18 protein-coding genes are annotated in these 14,011 nt (G+C 71.4%); all 18 read right to left on the reverse strand.

Annotation, left to right across the window (positions count from 1 at the left end):
• Positions 1 to 489: DnaB-like helicase N-terminal domain-containing protein (locus HZS56_RS34975; protein ID WP_301543117.1), on the reverse strand; the 489-nt coding region annotated here is incomplete at its 3' end.
• Positions 489 to 1,760, reverse strand: coding sequence for a DNA cytosine methyltransferase (locus tag HZS56_RS34980; protein WP_108988920.1), 1,272 nt, complete (start codon positions 1,758 to 1,760; stop codon positions 489 to 491). The genes HZS56_RS34980 and HZS56_RS34975, both read right to left, overlap by 1 nt.
• Positions 1,757 to 2,680 carry an adenine nucleotide alpha hydrolase family protein gene (locus HZS56_RS34985; RefSeq protein ID WP_244942136.1) on the reverse strand — a complete coding sequence of 308 codons (924 nt, stop codon included), beginning with the start codon at positions 2,678 to 2,680 and terminating at the stop codon, positions 1,757 to 1,759. The genes HZS56_RS34980 and HZS56_RS34985 overlap by 4 nt, the downstream gene beginning before the upstream one ends.
• Positions 2,681 to 2,731: 51 nt before the next feature.
• Entirely contained in the window at positions 2,732 to 3,184 is a 453-nt protein-coding gene (locus HZS56_RS34990; protein WP_108988918.1) for a hypothetical protein, read from the reverse strand.
• Positions 3,177 to 3,917, reverse strand: a complete 741-nt coding sequence (locus HZS56_RS34995; protein WP_159106969.1) for a tryptophan synthase subunit alpha — start codon at positions 3,915 to 3,917, stop codon at positions 3,177 to 3,179. The genes HZS56_RS34990 and HZS56_RS34995 overlap by 8 nt, the downstream gene beginning before the upstream one ends.
• Before the next feature lie 91 nt (positions 3,918 to 4,008).
• On the reverse strand, positions 4,009 to 4,410 hold the full coding sequence (locus tag HZS56_RS35000; RefSeq protein WP_108988916.1) for a hypothetical protein: 402 nt from the start codon (positions 4,408 to 4,410) through the stop codon (positions 4,009 to 4,011).
• 188 nt (positions 4,411 to 4,598) lie between these two features.
• On the reverse strand, positions 4,599 to 5,357 hold the full coding sequence (locus HZS56_RS35005; RefSeq protein WP_244942109.1) for a hypothetical protein: 759 nt from the start codon (positions 5,355 to 5,357) through the stop codon (positions 4,599 to 4,601).
• 30 nt (positions 5,358 to 5,387) lie between these two features.
• Positions 5,388 to 6,113 (reverse strand): SPDY domain-containing protein, encoded by a 726-nt coding sequence (locus tag HZS56_RS35010; protein ID WP_167468175.1) that lies wholly within the window; start codon positions 6,111 to 6,113, stop codon positions 5,388 to 5,390.
• Positions 6,114 to 6,304: 191 nt separating this feature from the next.
• On the reverse strand, positions 6,305 to 7,063 hold the full coding sequence (locus HZS56_RS35015) for a hypothetical protein (RefSeq protein ID WP_108988915.1): 759 nt from the start codon (positions 7,061 to 7,063) through the stop codon (positions 6,305 to 6,307).
• Positions 7,060 to 7,650 carry a hypothetical protein gene (locus tag HZS56_RS35020; protein WP_244942108.1) on the reverse strand — a complete coding sequence of 197 codons (591 nt, stop codon included), beginning with the start codon at positions 7,648 to 7,650 and terminating at the stop codon, positions 7,060 to 7,062. The genes HZS56_RS35015 and HZS56_RS35020 overlap by 4 nt, the downstream gene beginning before the upstream one ends.
• Before the next feature lie 196 nt (positions 7,651 to 7,846).
• Positions 7,847 to 8,140, reverse strand: a complete 294-nt coding sequence (locus HZS56_RS38625) for an XF1762 family protein (RefSeq protein ID WP_244942107.1) — start codon at positions 8,138 to 8,140, stop codon at positions 7,847 to 7,849.
• Positions 8,137 to 9,930, reverse strand: a complete 1,794-nt coding sequence (locus tag HZS56_RS35030; RefSeq protein ID WP_108988914.1) for a type IV secretory system conjugative DNA transfer family protein — start codon at positions 9,928 to 9,930, stop codon at positions 8,137 to 8,139. The genes HZS56_RS38625 and HZS56_RS35030 overlap by 4 nt, the downstream gene beginning before the upstream one ends.
• A 27-nt stretch (positions 9,931 to 9,957) precedes the next feature.
• Positions 9,958 to 10,737, reverse strand: coding sequence for an SPDY domain-containing protein (locus HZS56_RS35035; RefSeq protein WP_108988913.1), 780 nt, complete (start codon positions 10,735 to 10,737; stop codon positions 9,958 to 9,960).
• Between the two features lie 2 nt (positions 10,738 to 10,739).
• A complete protein-coding gene (locus HZS56_RS35040; protein ID WP_108988912.1) occupies positions 10,740 to 11,306 on the reverse strand; it encodes a hypothetical protein in 567 nt (188 codons plus the stop codon).
• A gap of 30 nt (positions 11,307 to 11,336) precedes the next feature.
• The gene (locus tag HZS56_RS35045) at positions 11,337 to 12,158 is read right to left on the reverse strand and encodes an SPDY domain-containing protein (RefSeq protein WP_108989129.1); all 822 of its coding nucleotides are present in this window, start codon (positions 12,156 to 12,158) and stop codon (positions 11,337 to 11,339) included.
• Entirely contained in the window at positions 12,149 to 12,502 is a 354-nt protein-coding gene (locus HZS56_RS35050) for a hypothetical protein (protein WP_167468174.1), read from the reverse strand. The genes HZS56_RS35045 and HZS56_RS35050 overlap by 10 nt, the downstream gene beginning before the upstream one ends.
• A 26-nt stretch (positions 12,503 to 12,528) precedes the next feature.
• Positions 12,529 to 13,332, reverse strand: coding sequence for an SPDY domain-containing protein (locus tag HZS56_RS35055; RefSeq protein ID WP_108988911.1), 804 nt, complete (start codon positions 13,330 to 13,332; stop codon positions 12,529 to 12,531).
• Positions 13,329 to 13,712 (reverse strand): hypothetical protein, encoded by a 384-nt coding sequence (locus HZS56_RS35060; protein ID WP_108988910.1) that lies wholly within the window; start codon positions 13,710 to 13,712, stop codon positions 13,329 to 13,331. The genes HZS56_RS35055 and HZS56_RS35060 overlap by 4 nt, the downstream gene beginning before the upstream one ends.
• Positions 13,713 to 14,011 lie beyond the last annotated feature (299 nt).

The following is a 14,011-nucleotide window of genomic DNA, read 5'->3' on the forward strand; positions in this document are numbered from 1 at the left end:
GTCCACGACCGCGGCAAGCGCGTCCGCCTCGGCGAGCACTGTCTGGACGGGGTGAGGGCGGGAGACGTCGTGGACGGTATGGAGCAGGCGTTCGGCGGCCGTCAGCAGGCGACGGCGGGCGTGCTCGGCCTCGACCATCCGGGCGTAGGCGGGGGCGTGGCGGGGCCAGGGGCAGACCTGGACGAGGGAGTGCAGGTAGGAGGCGGTCAGACCGCGCGCCTCCTCCAGGGCGGTGGCGAGTACGCGGTCGAGCCACTTGGTGTTCTTCGCGTGCTCGGCGGGGTCGGGCCGTGGCAGGGTGCTGATCGCGGCGTACAGGGCGGCGTGCGCGGCGGTGGAGAACGAGTCGGCGGTGATGCCGCTCACGTCGTCCAGGCGGTGCGGGTCGAGGAGCAGGGCGCCGAGGAGGGCCTGCTCGACGTGGAAGACGGGCTGGGGCGGTGCGATGGCGTCGAGGTCGTCTTCGTCGGGTTCGGGGGTGTGGGGCATCAGGCGGCGAGGGTGAAGTCGTCGGGGTCGAGGGTGAGGCCGAGGTGCGGGGCGAGGAGGTGGCCGGCGAGCAGCGGGGGCACGGCGTTGCCGATCTGGGAGAATTGCTGGCCCTTGTTGCCGGCCCAGGGGTAGTCGGCGGGGAAGGTCTGCAGGAGGCCGGCCTCGCGGGCGGTGATCCGGATCGGCTCGGGAACGGCCGGCGCATCGGTGTCCGTGGCCGAAGGGGTGGCGGGTTCGGCGACCCAGGTGCACTCGTTGGCGCGGTGCCCGAAGAACAGCGTGCCGGCCGGCTCGGACAGCGGACGGACGGTGGCGTTTGCCTGGTTGTTGCTGCGCAGGGACCAGGACCAGCGGTGGGCCTCGGCGGTGAACGTGGGCGCCGGAGCGTCGGCCGCACGGTTCTCGCGGATGCCGTGCCGGGCCGCCCACCCCGCGCCTTCCCGGCGGGACTGCAGAACCACCCCGTCCGGCCGCGGCATCCACGTACCGCGCTCCCGCGCGTCGGACAGCGTCTTGCGAGAGCCCGAAGGGAACGGTTCGGGGCCGCCGCCGGGCCCACCCCCCGCGCAGACGGTGGGGACGGGCCGGTCTGTCGCCCCCCATCCCAGGGCTTCGGCCATGCTGACCCACCGGGCGCGGCCCGGACCGAACAGCGATTCCGGCTCGGCGAGCTGGGCATGGGTGGGCGTGGGTGGCTGCGCCGTGCGGACGCGGGAGGCCAGGAGGATCGCCCGCTTCCTGGTCTGCGGGACGCCGAAGTCGGCGGCGTTGAGAATCCCGTACCAGACGGAGAACCCCCACCCGCGCAGGACGGCCGCGTACTGCTTCCACAAGGGCAGCACGTCCGGTACTTCCTCCATGGCCACCCAGTCGGGCTCGCCGACCGTGTTCAGCGCGTACAGGTAGCGCATCGGCTCGGCGGCGAGCAGGGAGCGCTCGTCACGGCAGGCGGCGAGGAGGCGCTCGCGGGTGTCCCGGCCGGCGGCCAGGTCCTCGACCGCCGCGTGCACCAGCGGCTGGTCGACCAGGCCCAGCCGCTTGCCGGCCATGCTCCACGCCTGGCACGGCGGCGAAGCGATCACCCCGCGGGTGCGGCCGACGAACGGCCAGGCCGGATACCTCGCCACGTCGCACCGGATGGTCAACTGCCCTGCCGCGGCACGGGTCTTACATGCCCACTGATCCCATTCCAGGCCGATGTCGCGCACGCCCAGGACGTGCAGTGCCCTGCTCCAGCCGCCCGGCCCCGCGAAGAGGTCGAGTATCACGTGGCCAGCCCGAAGTCGTCCCGTGTCAGCGCGTCGGCGTCGCCGCGGCACGCCCAGGGCGAGCAGCCGTCCTCGACACCGTTCTCCAGGACGTCGGCCTCGTCCGCGCTGATCCGCAGGGCGGCCCGCTCGGCAGCCGTGACGTGATCGATGGGGGCTTCGCTCAGCGGGACGCGGGAGCGGTGCAGGAACGCCTCGCCGAGCAGCCTGTTGCCGGTGGCGTTGGCGCGGGCATTGCCCTGCCGGATGGCCGCGTCGAATTCGACGACGTCCGCCCACTCGGACGGAGAGGAATCCCTGATATGCCGCCACTGCACATTTCCATGGAACGGGCATCCCAGGCAACTCGACTTCGGGGTATCGGCGAGACCGAGCGAAGTCAGGTAACGCACGCATTCGGCCCTGCTCCAGGACATGTCCAGAAGGGGATGCCGGTTACGCATGTACTTGACGTCCGCGTCCTTCGCGCGGTGGAATTCATCCGTGGAGATTCCTACCCACTGCTCGACGAAAACGCCCTTCGGGATGCGTGCCGGATAGGGGTAGCCGAGCAGTTCGCGAACCTTCTGCTTGATCGGCTTAACCTTATATTCGCCGGTACACTGCCGCCGGGTCATCCCAGGTCGCCCGTCCTTGTTGAGGATGTGAAGCGGCATGGAGGCGAAACGGTGATCCGGGTTCAATGCATCGTCGCGGATATTCCCGGCCGACACGCGCAGGACGGGTATCCCGGCGGGCGCGGCTATCTCCTCTTCCAGCCGGTCAAGGTGCGCATAAACCGCTTTGGGTTCCCATCCGGTGTCGGCGAAAATCGCGTAGTCGACCTTCGGGAGAATGCCCTCTGCTGACAGGGTGAGGAGAGTGCTGGATTGAACTCCCGCGCCGAGGGAGAGGGCGCGGAATCGGGGCTGATCTGAAATGGTCTGTCCTGGATGTAGGGAAAGGGGGGCGCTCGCATCGCGGCTGTCGCGTCAGTGGCAGGGGGATTGCGGCCGGTCGCGGGATACGGCGTCGCAGAGGGCGGGGATGCGGTCGAGGAGGTCGGCGGCCGACTCGATGAACTGCTGCGGTGTCGGCCCGATCAGGACGACCCGCCGTGATGTGGCGGCGGCCTGGCGGCGCTGGTTCTCCACGACGCGGGCAAGAGCAGCCGTCAGTTCGGCGGCGGCGTCCTGGGCGGCCTTGGCGATCTGCGCGACACGGTGAAGGAGCAGCAGGTCCGTAGGGGAGGGCCGCGACGTCTGGCGGCTGCGGGTGAGAAACAGCCGCAAGGCGGTGTCGGCGAGGTCCTGCGCGTCAGTGATGTGCGCGGCCAGTGTGGATGCGTCCCGTCCGGCGGGCAGGGCACGCAGGGCCCGGAGCAGACAGGACGCGTCGGAGGCGATGCGGGACAGGACCGGGACCGGGTTGGTGGAGTCAGGCACGGGTCTCCGTGGTGGCGTACGGGTTCAGGGCTTGGGCGAACGCGGTGGTGAGTGACGGGGCCTGTCCCGGGGCGGTCATCAGGGCGTGGACGACGGGGGTGCCGATGACGACGGCATCCACCAGTGGTGCGAGGCGTTCTGCGAGGGCCGGGGTGGAGATGCCCACGCCGGATACGACGGGCAGGGGACTGATGGCGCGGAGGCGTGTCGTGAAGTCGGCGAGCGCGGGCACGTCGAGCGGGCCGTGGTAGCCGGTGGGGGCGGTGCTGGCGGGTGCGTAGAGCCATCCCGACGCGCCGGCGGCCACGGTGGCGAGGCCGGCGTCGGCGAAGTGGCGCGGGACGAGGCGTGGGGTGGAGAGGTTCGCGGCCTTCGCTGCGGCCTGCCAGCGCTCTGCCTGGTCGTCGGGCAGGTCGACGATCATCGCCCCGGCGGCGCCCGCGCCAGCGAGCAGCCGGGCCAGGCGTTCGGGGCCGTGCCGATGGACGGGATCCCAGTAGGTCATGACGACGGTCGGCCGCAGGCCAGCGGCATGCTCGACCGCGCGCAGGGCGCGGGTGAGGACGTTTCCACGGCTCAGGGCGCGGCGGTAGGCGGCTTGGATGACGGGCCCGTCGAGGCCGGCGTCATGGTGGGCGAGGCCGATCTCGAACAGGTCGGCGCCGGCCCGGGCGATCTGGGCGAGTTGATGGCGCTCGGCGCGGGCCGGATGCAGTCCGGCGGGGACGAACACGCCGAGCGCGCAGCGGGGTTGGGCGAGGAGGGCCTGGAGGGAGTCGGTGGTGGCCAGGAGATGTCTTTCTCGGGTGGGCTGTCGCGGCCGGTCAGCGGTGGCGTGGGGCCGGTGAAGGCGGGGACGCTACGGGGGTGGTGGCGCTCTGGCCGTGGGCGGCTTGGGCACGGGGCGTGGTGGGCTGGTGGCTTAAGGCGGGGGCCACGCGGCCGAGGGCCTGGGCGATCTGCTGGGCCTGATCGTGAGCAGTGTCGAGCTGCTCGGCGACCTCGGTGGGGAAGCGGTCCCACTGGGCTCGGTACTGGTAGCGCTGGATGATCTCGGCGGCGTTGCGCAATTGCTGGGCGACTTGCCGCAGGACGGCGGTCTTCTGTTCCGGGGCGGTCGCGGTGTGTGTGGCTTGCAGAAGCGCGTCCAGGGCGGTGGGCAGCGACTTGTCGGGCGCGGGAAGGCCGTAGAGGGCGGCGTGCAGTGCCTGGGCGTAGACCGTCACGGTCCGCCCCGACCGCGGCTGCGGTACTCGACGGGGGCTTGCTGGCGGGCGCCGAAACTGACGGTCACGTCCCGGGGAGCGGCACCGGGGTGGAGCTGGTCGGCCAGGGCACGGGCGAGATCATGCACGGAGGGGGGCGTCGGACGTGGAAGCTCCTCGGATGGCGGTGCTGGATTTTGTAGCGGTGGTCAGCGGGTGCGGCGACGGGCCGATGGTGTGGTTCGCGGACCGGTGGCGGCAGCTGAGCGGCGGCGGGCGCTCGCGGGGATGTCGGCTGGTGTGGGGATGCCCAGGTGGACACGCGCGCTGAGACCGTGGGCGTACGCCTGTGCCTCGGCAGCGGTGACGGCGCCGAGCAGTCCGCGCTCGTCCAGCCCGTCCCGCGGGCGGTAGGACGCGCCGTCTGCTGTGGAGACGAAGCCGTGTTGCTCCAGCAGCAACCGGGCGGCGGTGGTCGAGGCGGTCACGGCAACCGTGCCGTCACCGAACTGGAAGCGCAGGTCCGGTCCGCCTGCCGGCTGGTCGGGACTCCAGCGGGTTGTCCAGGAGAGGTCGACGAGGTCGTGGGTGTGGGCCAAGAGGGCGTACATCGCGACGCCGGGGCGCTCGTGTACGTCCCGCGCGGTACCCGGGGACAGCAGGTAGAGCCTGTGGCCGTGGTGTTCACGAGGGAGGAAGCCGGCGTCGGTGAGCAGCCGGTCGGCGTCGCGGATGCGGCGGTTGAGGATGACGAAGGTGTGGCTGTCGCCGGTGGACCCGATGAAAATGTCGGGGATGTCCAGGAGTGACACGGGGGTCCAAGGGATTCGGAAGTGCAGGCCGGGAGGAATGGCAGTGCGCTCGCGGCAACGGACGGGTACGTGCAGCCGAGGCAGGGCGTCGTTGTGCCGGGTGAAGTCGCCGGCGAGGAGCAGGAGGTGCTCGACCGGCGCAGTCGGCTCGTTCATCTGGGGATGACGGGTTTGGGTGAGGCTGGGTCAGCGGCGGTGTACGGCGCGGCCGAGCTGGCTGGCGGCGTGGTGGACGTGTGGGTTCACGGCGGCTCGGTGCACGGGGGTGATGAGCGCGTCGTCCAGGTTCTGCACGAGGTAGGGGACGTCACGGAAGGTGCGCTCGACCGGGGTGGTCGTCGCGAGGTGGGTGAAGAACTGGGCGACGAGCCGCTCGGGGGTGTCCTGGGTGAAGGAGGCGTCCCAGTGGGTGTCGAAGCCGTCGTACACGTGGTGCCGGAAGCGCCACGGGGTGTGTTCCGTCGGGGTGTGCTGCAGGTGGCAGTGGCCGTCGGGCGAGGTGAACGTGTCGTCCTCGCGGTGCCAGTGGTTCAGTTCGGCGATCTGCGCGAGGGGGGTAGTGGTGAGCGGGATCCGGCCGATGTGCCGGTCGTCGCCGAGCAGCTGGGGCAGAGCCTGGGTGACGGCGGCGATGGCCTCGATCGGGGTCTGCCGGGTGAAGCGGGCTTCCCAGTACGGCTCGTGGTGTGCGACGGACCACCAGTAGCCGCGGGCGTGATGGGAGTTGAAGTTGACGTACAGGCTGCCGTCGGAGCTGTGGACGCTGATGCGACCGCTTGCGCGATCGTGCTCGCTCGCCCAGCCGAAGAGGTGGATCAGCGGGCCGAACGCGTCGGCAAGCCGGTCGACGCCCGCTCCCGCCAGATAGCGCGGGGAGACAAGGACCCGGTCCTGGGGCGCCAAGGGCCTCACCGCCGGGCCTTGTACCGCAGGCGGCAATGGGCCAGGGCTGATCGGGTGTAGCGCGTCGGTGCCGGTGTGCAGGAGACGTCTGGGACGCGTGCGGGCAGGGCCTCGTATCCGTCCACCCGAGCGCGGGGTGGATCCGGATGTTGGGCACGGTTGTGCGAGGTCATGGGCTGCTGTGGGCTCCGATGGGTTAGTTAACGGCTGCGGGCGGCCGTCTTCGCAGCGGTGGGAGCGGGCGCGGGTGTCGTGCCGGGCGCCCTGCGAGTGGGCGGGCTGCTGATGGCCGTGGCCAGCGCGGTGGTGCCGGCGGGAGTGAGGCGGACTCGGTCCTGGAGCGGGCCGCCCACATAGGCGGCAGGCGCGGATTGTGGAACGCGCTCCGCGAGCCCCTTTGCCTCCAGCGCCCGCAGTGTGCCCAGGAGCACGCGCTCGTCGCGGTAGTGGACGTTTTGCCGTCCCAGGGAGCTGGTGACCACCACGTTCCCGCAGGCGATCTCCCACAGGGCGGTGTGGTGAGCGGCGGTCAGGGTGTGTTCCGGACTGTCGCCTGCTGCCGTCCCCCGGCGGCGTCGGATTTCGTAGGCGAGGGTGTTGGCGCAGCCCATCGCGGCTTCGGGTGCCAAGGCGGTCAGAGTGCGTGCCATCGGGAGCTGCTGGTCCGCGGAGGCACTGCTCAGGAAGGCGAGCTGCTCAAGGCGGACCACTGCGTCCGACAGGTCGGGACTGCGGAAGAGGCGTTCGTCGGTGACCGCTTTGAGGGCGGTGCGGGTAGCAGAAGCGAGTCGCTGGGCGGAGGCGGCGTGGGCGTTGGACGTGGATGGCGGATGGGCCCGCAGGAGACGGTCGAGCATGTCGTTGTGCTGCACGTACTGGTCTGCGAGCAGCAGCAGGCACTCAACCGGCGTCGGCGGGGCGGCCACGTCGAACAGGAAGCCCTCGGGTGGTGTCGTCATACGCGGCGCCGGGCAGCGGGCGCAGGCGGCGCGGAGGACGCCTTCTGCGGGCTGGGCCCGTGGGCCTCGGCGATGAGTTGCCGGTCTTCAGCGCGCGCCGAGAATGAGGCGAGGCGGCGGTAGAGCCGTCGCGCTACGGCGCGATAGGTGGTGGCCGCTTGCTGCATCTCGACACCGGCACGGCGGAGTTGATCACGGCTGGTTGCGGGGGTGGGGTCGGCGTCCTCGTACAGCAGGATCTCGGTGCGGTGATGGATGGCGAGGTTGCACAGGGTGGCGGCCATGGAGATCTGGGAGCAGGCGCCGGCGAGGAGCGCCAGGTTCTCGGCCCCGTCCTTCATCGCGGGGTACTGGCTGACCGACAGGTCGTGCACCTGACGCGTGCACTTCATCGCCAGCTCGTGCACTCGCAGGCTCACGGGTGCGATGTCTCGGAAGGGCTTGGCGATCTCGCCCTCCCGGATGCGTGCCGCCTCCGCGGACAGCTCCTTCAGGGCGGGGGCCACCTCGCCGAGAAGGCGGGTGTGTTCGGTCAGGTCGACGGTGTGCAGGACAGCTCCGGGAGGACGCGGGGCGGTACGGGGCAAGGTGAAGGGGTCCGTTGCTGTGCAGGAACGGGCTCGGTCACAGGGCTTCCCACAGCAGGCGGGTGACGTGGTCGTTGCCGTGGCCGGCGCGTGGGCGGGACGGGGTGTGCCATCCGGCGCGGGGCGGGCGGCTGGCGATGATGCGCCATCCGGCGCCGCGCAGTGATGCGCCGCTCTCGCCGGCCTGCGTGACCAGTCATCGGTAGCCGAGGGCCTTCGCCGCCCGCCACGCGGCCCCATAAAGCAGTGAGTTCGCGTTGCGAGTGGCGTCGCTGGCGGTCCGGGTGACTTCGAGGGTGGCGCCGTCGTCCAGGTGACGGGCCACCGGCTTACCGACGATGGCCACGGCACGCAGCGTGCCGGTCTCATCGGCAGCGCCGACGGCGAAGATCTGTCCTGCGGGCGGCGGGTGGTGATGGTGCCAGGCGCGCACGAAGTCCTTCGCCTCACGGGAGCGGACCGGCACCAGGTGCAGGGGCGCGTCGCTCACACGGCCGTCCCGAAGTCGGACTGCGTCGGCGCGTGCTTCGCGACGGCACGCGCCGTGATCGCCTTCGACGCGCGGGCGGACGCCGCGGACAACTCCTCCGCGCCGGGCTCCCGGTACCACGGCCGCAGGTCGAGCATGGCGGCGCGCATGCCGGTGGCGAAGCACAGCGCGGTGCCCTTGGGCAGGGCGCGGATCGCGTCGGCGGGCAGGATGCGCTCCTGGCGCATGCTGACCGAGGTCGACTTCCCGGACTCCGAGTGGGAGGTGGACGTGGTTTCCACGTCGTGGTCGCCGATCAGGCGGCTGAGCTTGTCGGCGAAGTCGGGGTCGTCGATGCCGGAGCCGATGACCTTGACGGTGGAGGCGGACCACATGGCGTCCATGCCCGCGTCTCCCCAGACCTTCTGGCCCTGTCGGTAGGACTGCAAAATCGTGATCGGGATGATTCCTCGGCTGCCGAGGTGGGAGTACAGGTCCGGCAGGTCGCTGATCTTGCACACGTTGGCGGCCTCGTCGAGGATCGCCAGCATGGGCGGGTCCAGGCGTCCGCCGGCGCGCTCGGCCTGGGCGGTCGCCGCGCGCATCACGGAGTCCGCGCACGCGGCGATCAGCGCGCTCGCTCCGCCTCCGCCGTCCTTGCTCAGCAGGAACAGCGTGTCGGTGGAGGTGACGAACTGCTCCGGCCGGAACTCGGCGACGTCCTTCTGGGGGGTCACCCAGGCCGCGATCTCCGCGTTGAGGAGGGCGGCGGCGTACTGGCGGGCGGTCTCGTAGATGCCGTCGCGGGTCTCGGGCGGTCCTTCGACGGTGCCCTTGAGCTGGGCGGCGACGGCGGTGAAGCCGTGGTCGCGCAGGATGTCGAGCGGGGTGCGGTCGGCGGGGAAGGCGAGCCACTGCATGATGTCGGTGATCGGCCGCTCATCGAGCGCTGCGGCCAGCAGCAGCTGGGAGAGGATGTTGCTGCCGGCCTTGGACCAGAAGTCGCCCTGCTGGGAGGCGTCCACCGAGGCGGCCAGGAAGTGTCCGGCGAGCCGGTTCGCCCCGTCCAGCGTTGTGGCGCCGGCCAGGGGGTTCCACCACATCTCGCGGTCGGCGTGCGCGATCTGCTGCGGGTCCATGGTCCACACCGTCCCCGCCCGGGCCCTGGCCTCGTAAGCGGTGGTGAAGGCGTCGCCGGCGGCCTTGTTCGACGTCAGCAGGACCGGACCGGGCGCGCCGAGCATGGACGGGATGGCCAGCGAGGTGGTCTTGCCCGATCGGGGCGCCATGATCGCGACAGCGACGTCCTCGAACCCCATCCTCACCTCGTGGCGGCTGCCCTGCAGGTTGCCGAGGAGGATGCCGGTGTCCTTGGCCTCGATGTGCTTGGCGTCCTTCAGACTCGGCCGCAGCGAGCGGGCCTTGTCGGTGATCGCCTTGGCCATCAAAGGCTCGATGTCCCGGGCCTTGGCCATGTCGGTGATCTTCTTCTTCCGGCCGCCACCCTGACTCCTGTGCCGGGCCCACACCAGACCGATCACCGCGGCGAGGACCAGGAGGAGGACGACGGGCACGATGCGGGCGCCGACGAGCAGGGGCGTTTCTCCCACGGTGGGCCAGACCTGCTCAGGGTGGAGCAGGGCGGCGGTGGGCTGGTAGGGCGCCCAGCCGCCTTCGGTGAGGTAAGCGGTGATGTTGCCGGACAGCCAGGCGAGGTGGGCAAGGGGCACGGCGATCGCGAGCACGCCGAGCAGGAGGCGCAGGGCAAGGTCGTATCCGTCGCTGCTGCTGCTGCTGTTGGAGGAGGGCAAGGGCTACATGCTTCCGGGACGGAGGGATCAGCGGCTGCGGCCGTGCCGGGACGGCGGTGGAGTCGGTGGCATCGGATTGGCAGGAGGGAGGGGGTGCCGGGCGGCGAGGGTCTGGACGCGTTCTTCCAGCGCCCCGGCGATGTCCACGGCGAGCACGTCCGTGGTCCTGCGGGCGACGACGCCGGGGTTGCGGGTGGGCAGGCTGCGCCCGCCGTCGGTGCGTAGAGCGGGCTTGGGGTCGGCGATCGCGGTGGTGAACGCGGCGACCAGGTGGTCGGGAGTGTGGGCGTCGAAGCGGGCCTGCCACACCGGGCGGGGGCCGAGCGTGGCGGTGACGAACCAGATGCCCGGTTCTTCCGCGTTAACCAGCCGCTGCACGTACGCGGTTCCGTCGGGCGAGACGAGGCCGTCGGCACCGACGGCAGGAGCAGACCAGGCGATCTGCCGGAGTGGCTCGAACGGATCGCAGGGTGCGTCGGTTGGCGGGGCAGGGGCGGTGAGGGCGTCGGTGAAGGCGGCGATCAGTTCGACCGGGGTGCGGGCCCCGAAGCTCGCGTACCAGGCGGGCCGGCCGGACTCGGCCGTGTGGTTGAGGGTCCACCACTGGCCGTCGGGGTCGGGCTCCAGGCGCAGGAGGGCCTTCTGGTCGGGGCTGGAGAGCAGGACGCGCGGCATCAGGGGGTCGTGACCGTGGCTCCAGCCGCAGGCGCGATGGAGGGGGATGGTGACCCAGGCGGGGTCGCCCCCGCCGGCGAGGTGGCGCGGGGTGATGAAGTCGACCTCGACGATGTCAGCTCCGGAGGGCATGGTCACCGCCTCGTCGCGCGGTAGCCGCCGTGCCGGGGTTTGACGGCGGGGAGCTGCGGACGCTTCGGCTGGGTTGCTGTCCGGCTGGTGGCTGCCTGGATGTCGAGGATGGCGCGGCCGTGGCAGGCCCAGTCGTCCAGGTAGCTCCAGCACTCTGCGTGGTGCTCGTCCAGCGCGTCGATGTACGCCTCGGTGCCCGGTCCGGCGCCCCGGGGGAGCTGGGCGCGGGTCTGTTGCCACTGCTTGTCCAGGGCGTCGAGGCGGCACAGCGCCTCCTCCAGGATGGTCAGTTGCCCGGGCCAGCTGTCCTGGGTGAGGTGTGCGGGCAGGTGCTGGAGCTGGAGCCGGGCGGTGGCCAGCAGTTGGCGGGCGCCGTAGCGGATGCTGGCGAACGCCGTAGCGGTGTCTGCGTCGCGGACGGCGGCCCGGCGGCCGTAGGTCTCCTGGTCGAAGGGCCAGCCGTCCAGGTCCGTGTTGAACTCAGTGAAGGCGTCCCAGGAGGCCAGGATCCGTTCGCTGTGGCGCAGGTAGCGGTTGAGGCGCCGCAGCGAGACGCGGCGGTGGTTCATGGTGCGGGAGATCGGAGAAGTCCTTCTGGTTCAGCGGCGGGCGGTCGGCTGGACGGCGGTGGTGGGCGCCGGGGGCTTCGCGGCGGCGGTCTGCTGACGGCGCACGGCACGGGCCTGTGCCCGGAGTACCTTCACCCGGGCGATGTGGGCATCGACTACCTGCTGCGGGCGCAGCGGGCTCGGCTCTTTGACGGCGCTGTAGTGGGCGGTGCGGTCGAACATGCCGCGTTGCAGCGGGCTCTGGTCGGTCAGCGCGCTCAGGAAGGCGCCGGCGAGGTGATCGGGAACGTGCTCGTCGAGGTAGGCGTGCCAGATGCGCGGGCCGGGGTACTGAGTGTCGTGAGCGTCCCGCACCTCGATATGCCAGGACGGCCGCTCGTGGAACTCGCTCGTCGGGCGCCGTTCGATATGGCACATTGCGTCCGGTGAGTGCGCTGCCCCGGCCTCGTCGGGCCGCCACCCTGCGCTGGTCACCGGCTGCCAGGGGTCCGACTGTGGCGAGGCGGGTGCGATGAGGGCGTCGGTGAGGCGGGAGAGGACCTCGGCTGGCACGAGTTCACCGAACTCGGCGTACCAGCCGTGTTCGTTGTCGGCGGAGGCGGCCCGCAGCCGCCACCATGCGGAGGTGGCGGACTGCGGGTCGAACTGCAGGCGGTAGCGGTGATCGGGGCTGGCCATCACGATCTCGGCGCTGAGCGGGTCGGAGACCGTGGTCCATCCGGCCGCGGCCAGGCCGTGGGTGACGTGGCGGGCGTCTCCCGGGCCGGCGAGGTGGCGAGGGCTGGTGTCGAAGGGGATCTGCCAGGCGTGTTTGTCGGCGAAGGCGTCGAGCCGGCGTTCGCTCAACGGCACCGGCTGCACCCCTGCTCGCTCTCGGCGTCGTCGTACAGCGCGCGCAGCTCGTCGAGGACGTAGTGGAGGGTGTGCTGGTCGGTCTGTTCCCAGGCGGCGGAGCGCAGCTCGGCGGTCAGGAGGTTGACGTGCGCGGAGCGCGGGATGGCCTGGTGTTCCTGGATGGTGCGGGCGAGGGCACGCAGGGTGTCGGCGAGCTGGACGGGCAGGCCCGTGTACTCGTCGAGGAGCGGCTCGACGAGGGCGAGGGCTTCGGCGGGGTCGGGGTTCTCGCGCAGGTACTCGGTGACGTCCGACAGCGTTTCGGTCAGGGTGCGCAGAGTGTCCGGGGTGGGGGCGGGCATCGGGCTCCTTGAAGTGAGGGGAGAGGTCAGCGGCGGGTCCGGGCGCCGCCGGCCGGGTTGTAGGGGCGGGCGGTGGTGCGTGGCCGGGTGCTTCGGGCGTTCGTGCGGGCCCAGGTGGCGGCGCGGGCGGCTGTGATCCGGGCCTGTTGCCACGCGCTGAGCTGGGAGGGCTTGACGGAGACCGACCAGGTACGGATCTGGGCGCTGTGCGGGACGCGTCCGCGTGGGCGCATCACGGGGTCGGGGCCGGCGAGTTCCGTGGAGAAGGCTTGGACCAGGTGCATTGGCGTGTTCGGCGTGAAGTTGGCAGTCCAGCCGTTGCCCTGCTTGTCCTGCGCTCCGGTCCACCACATCGCCGTGCCATCGACGCCCTGGTGGTACTGCATCCACGCGGTGCCGTCGGGGCTGGTCGCCATATAGTTCTGGCCCTCGAACCGCGTGTGCCAGTTCTGCTCCTGCAGGGGCGCCCAGACGTTGGGGGCGTGTGCGGAGCGGGGGCGGGTGAGGGCGTCGGTCAGACCGGCGACGATCTCCACCGGCGTCTGCCGGCCCAGGTGCGCAGACCATTCGCCGGTCGCGCCGCCTGCCCGGCCGTGGATGGTCCACCCGCCGGGGAGGATGTAGGGGTCGTAGGCGACGCGGACGGTGCGGTCCGGGCTCTCCATGAGCAGCGGGCCGTCCTTCTTGGACTTGTCCCGCCAGCCCGAGGCGCGCAGGAACTCCGAGACGTGCCGGACGTCGCCGCCGCCGGCCAGGGCATGGGGCTGGACGAGGTAGTGCTGCTCGGCTTGCTCGCCCGGCCCCCAGCCCTGCCACTGCTTCTTCTTCACCGGCGCCGCCGTACGACGAGCGGGGCAGGAGCCGGGGGCTTCGCCGCGCTGGTGGCCGGTCGGGTGCCGAGGTGCTGGAGGAGGTTCTGGTGTTCGTCCAGGTCCAGGCTGATGTCGTGCAGTTCGTTGGCGGCACGGCCCAAGGCGAGCCATACCTCCGCTGGCAGGGCGCCTCGTTCCGCCTCGCTCTTGGCGAAGTGGCTGCCGGTGATGACGAGGTGGGTGACGCCGCCGAGGACTCCGTTGTCCGGGTCGAGGACGCGGGCGATGACCTGCGCTGCCTGGGGCGGGGGAAGCTGGGAGAGGTGGTCGGAGAGCTGGCCGAGCTGGCGGGTGATCTCGTCGGCCAGTCTCACCGGGTAGGGGGCGGGGTGGGACATGCTCCTCCGGGTGCGTGGACGGTCAGTGGTGGTGTTGCTGCCCGACGCGCTGCGTCTCGGTGTGAAGGGCTTCCGGGTGGGCGCCGGCCAGCGGGGCGGCGTGGTCGGGGCAGGTGGGAATGCAGGCGCGTAGATAGCGGCGGAACAGGGCGGTTGCGAGCCGGGGTTTGAGCCCATGGCTGATCGGTGCGGGTGTGCGGTCTGCTACGGGTTTCTCCGTGGAATCGGGTGGCGGGGAGGTGGGCGGCCCCGGTGTGGTGCCGGGGCCGCCCGGGCTTACGGGGTGCGGCGGGCCGGTG

The organism is Streptomyces mayonensis, from assembly GCF_018982965.1.
Lineage (GTDB): Bacteria > Actinomycetota > Actinomycetes > Streptomycetales > Streptomycetaceae > Streptomyces > Streptomyces mayonensis.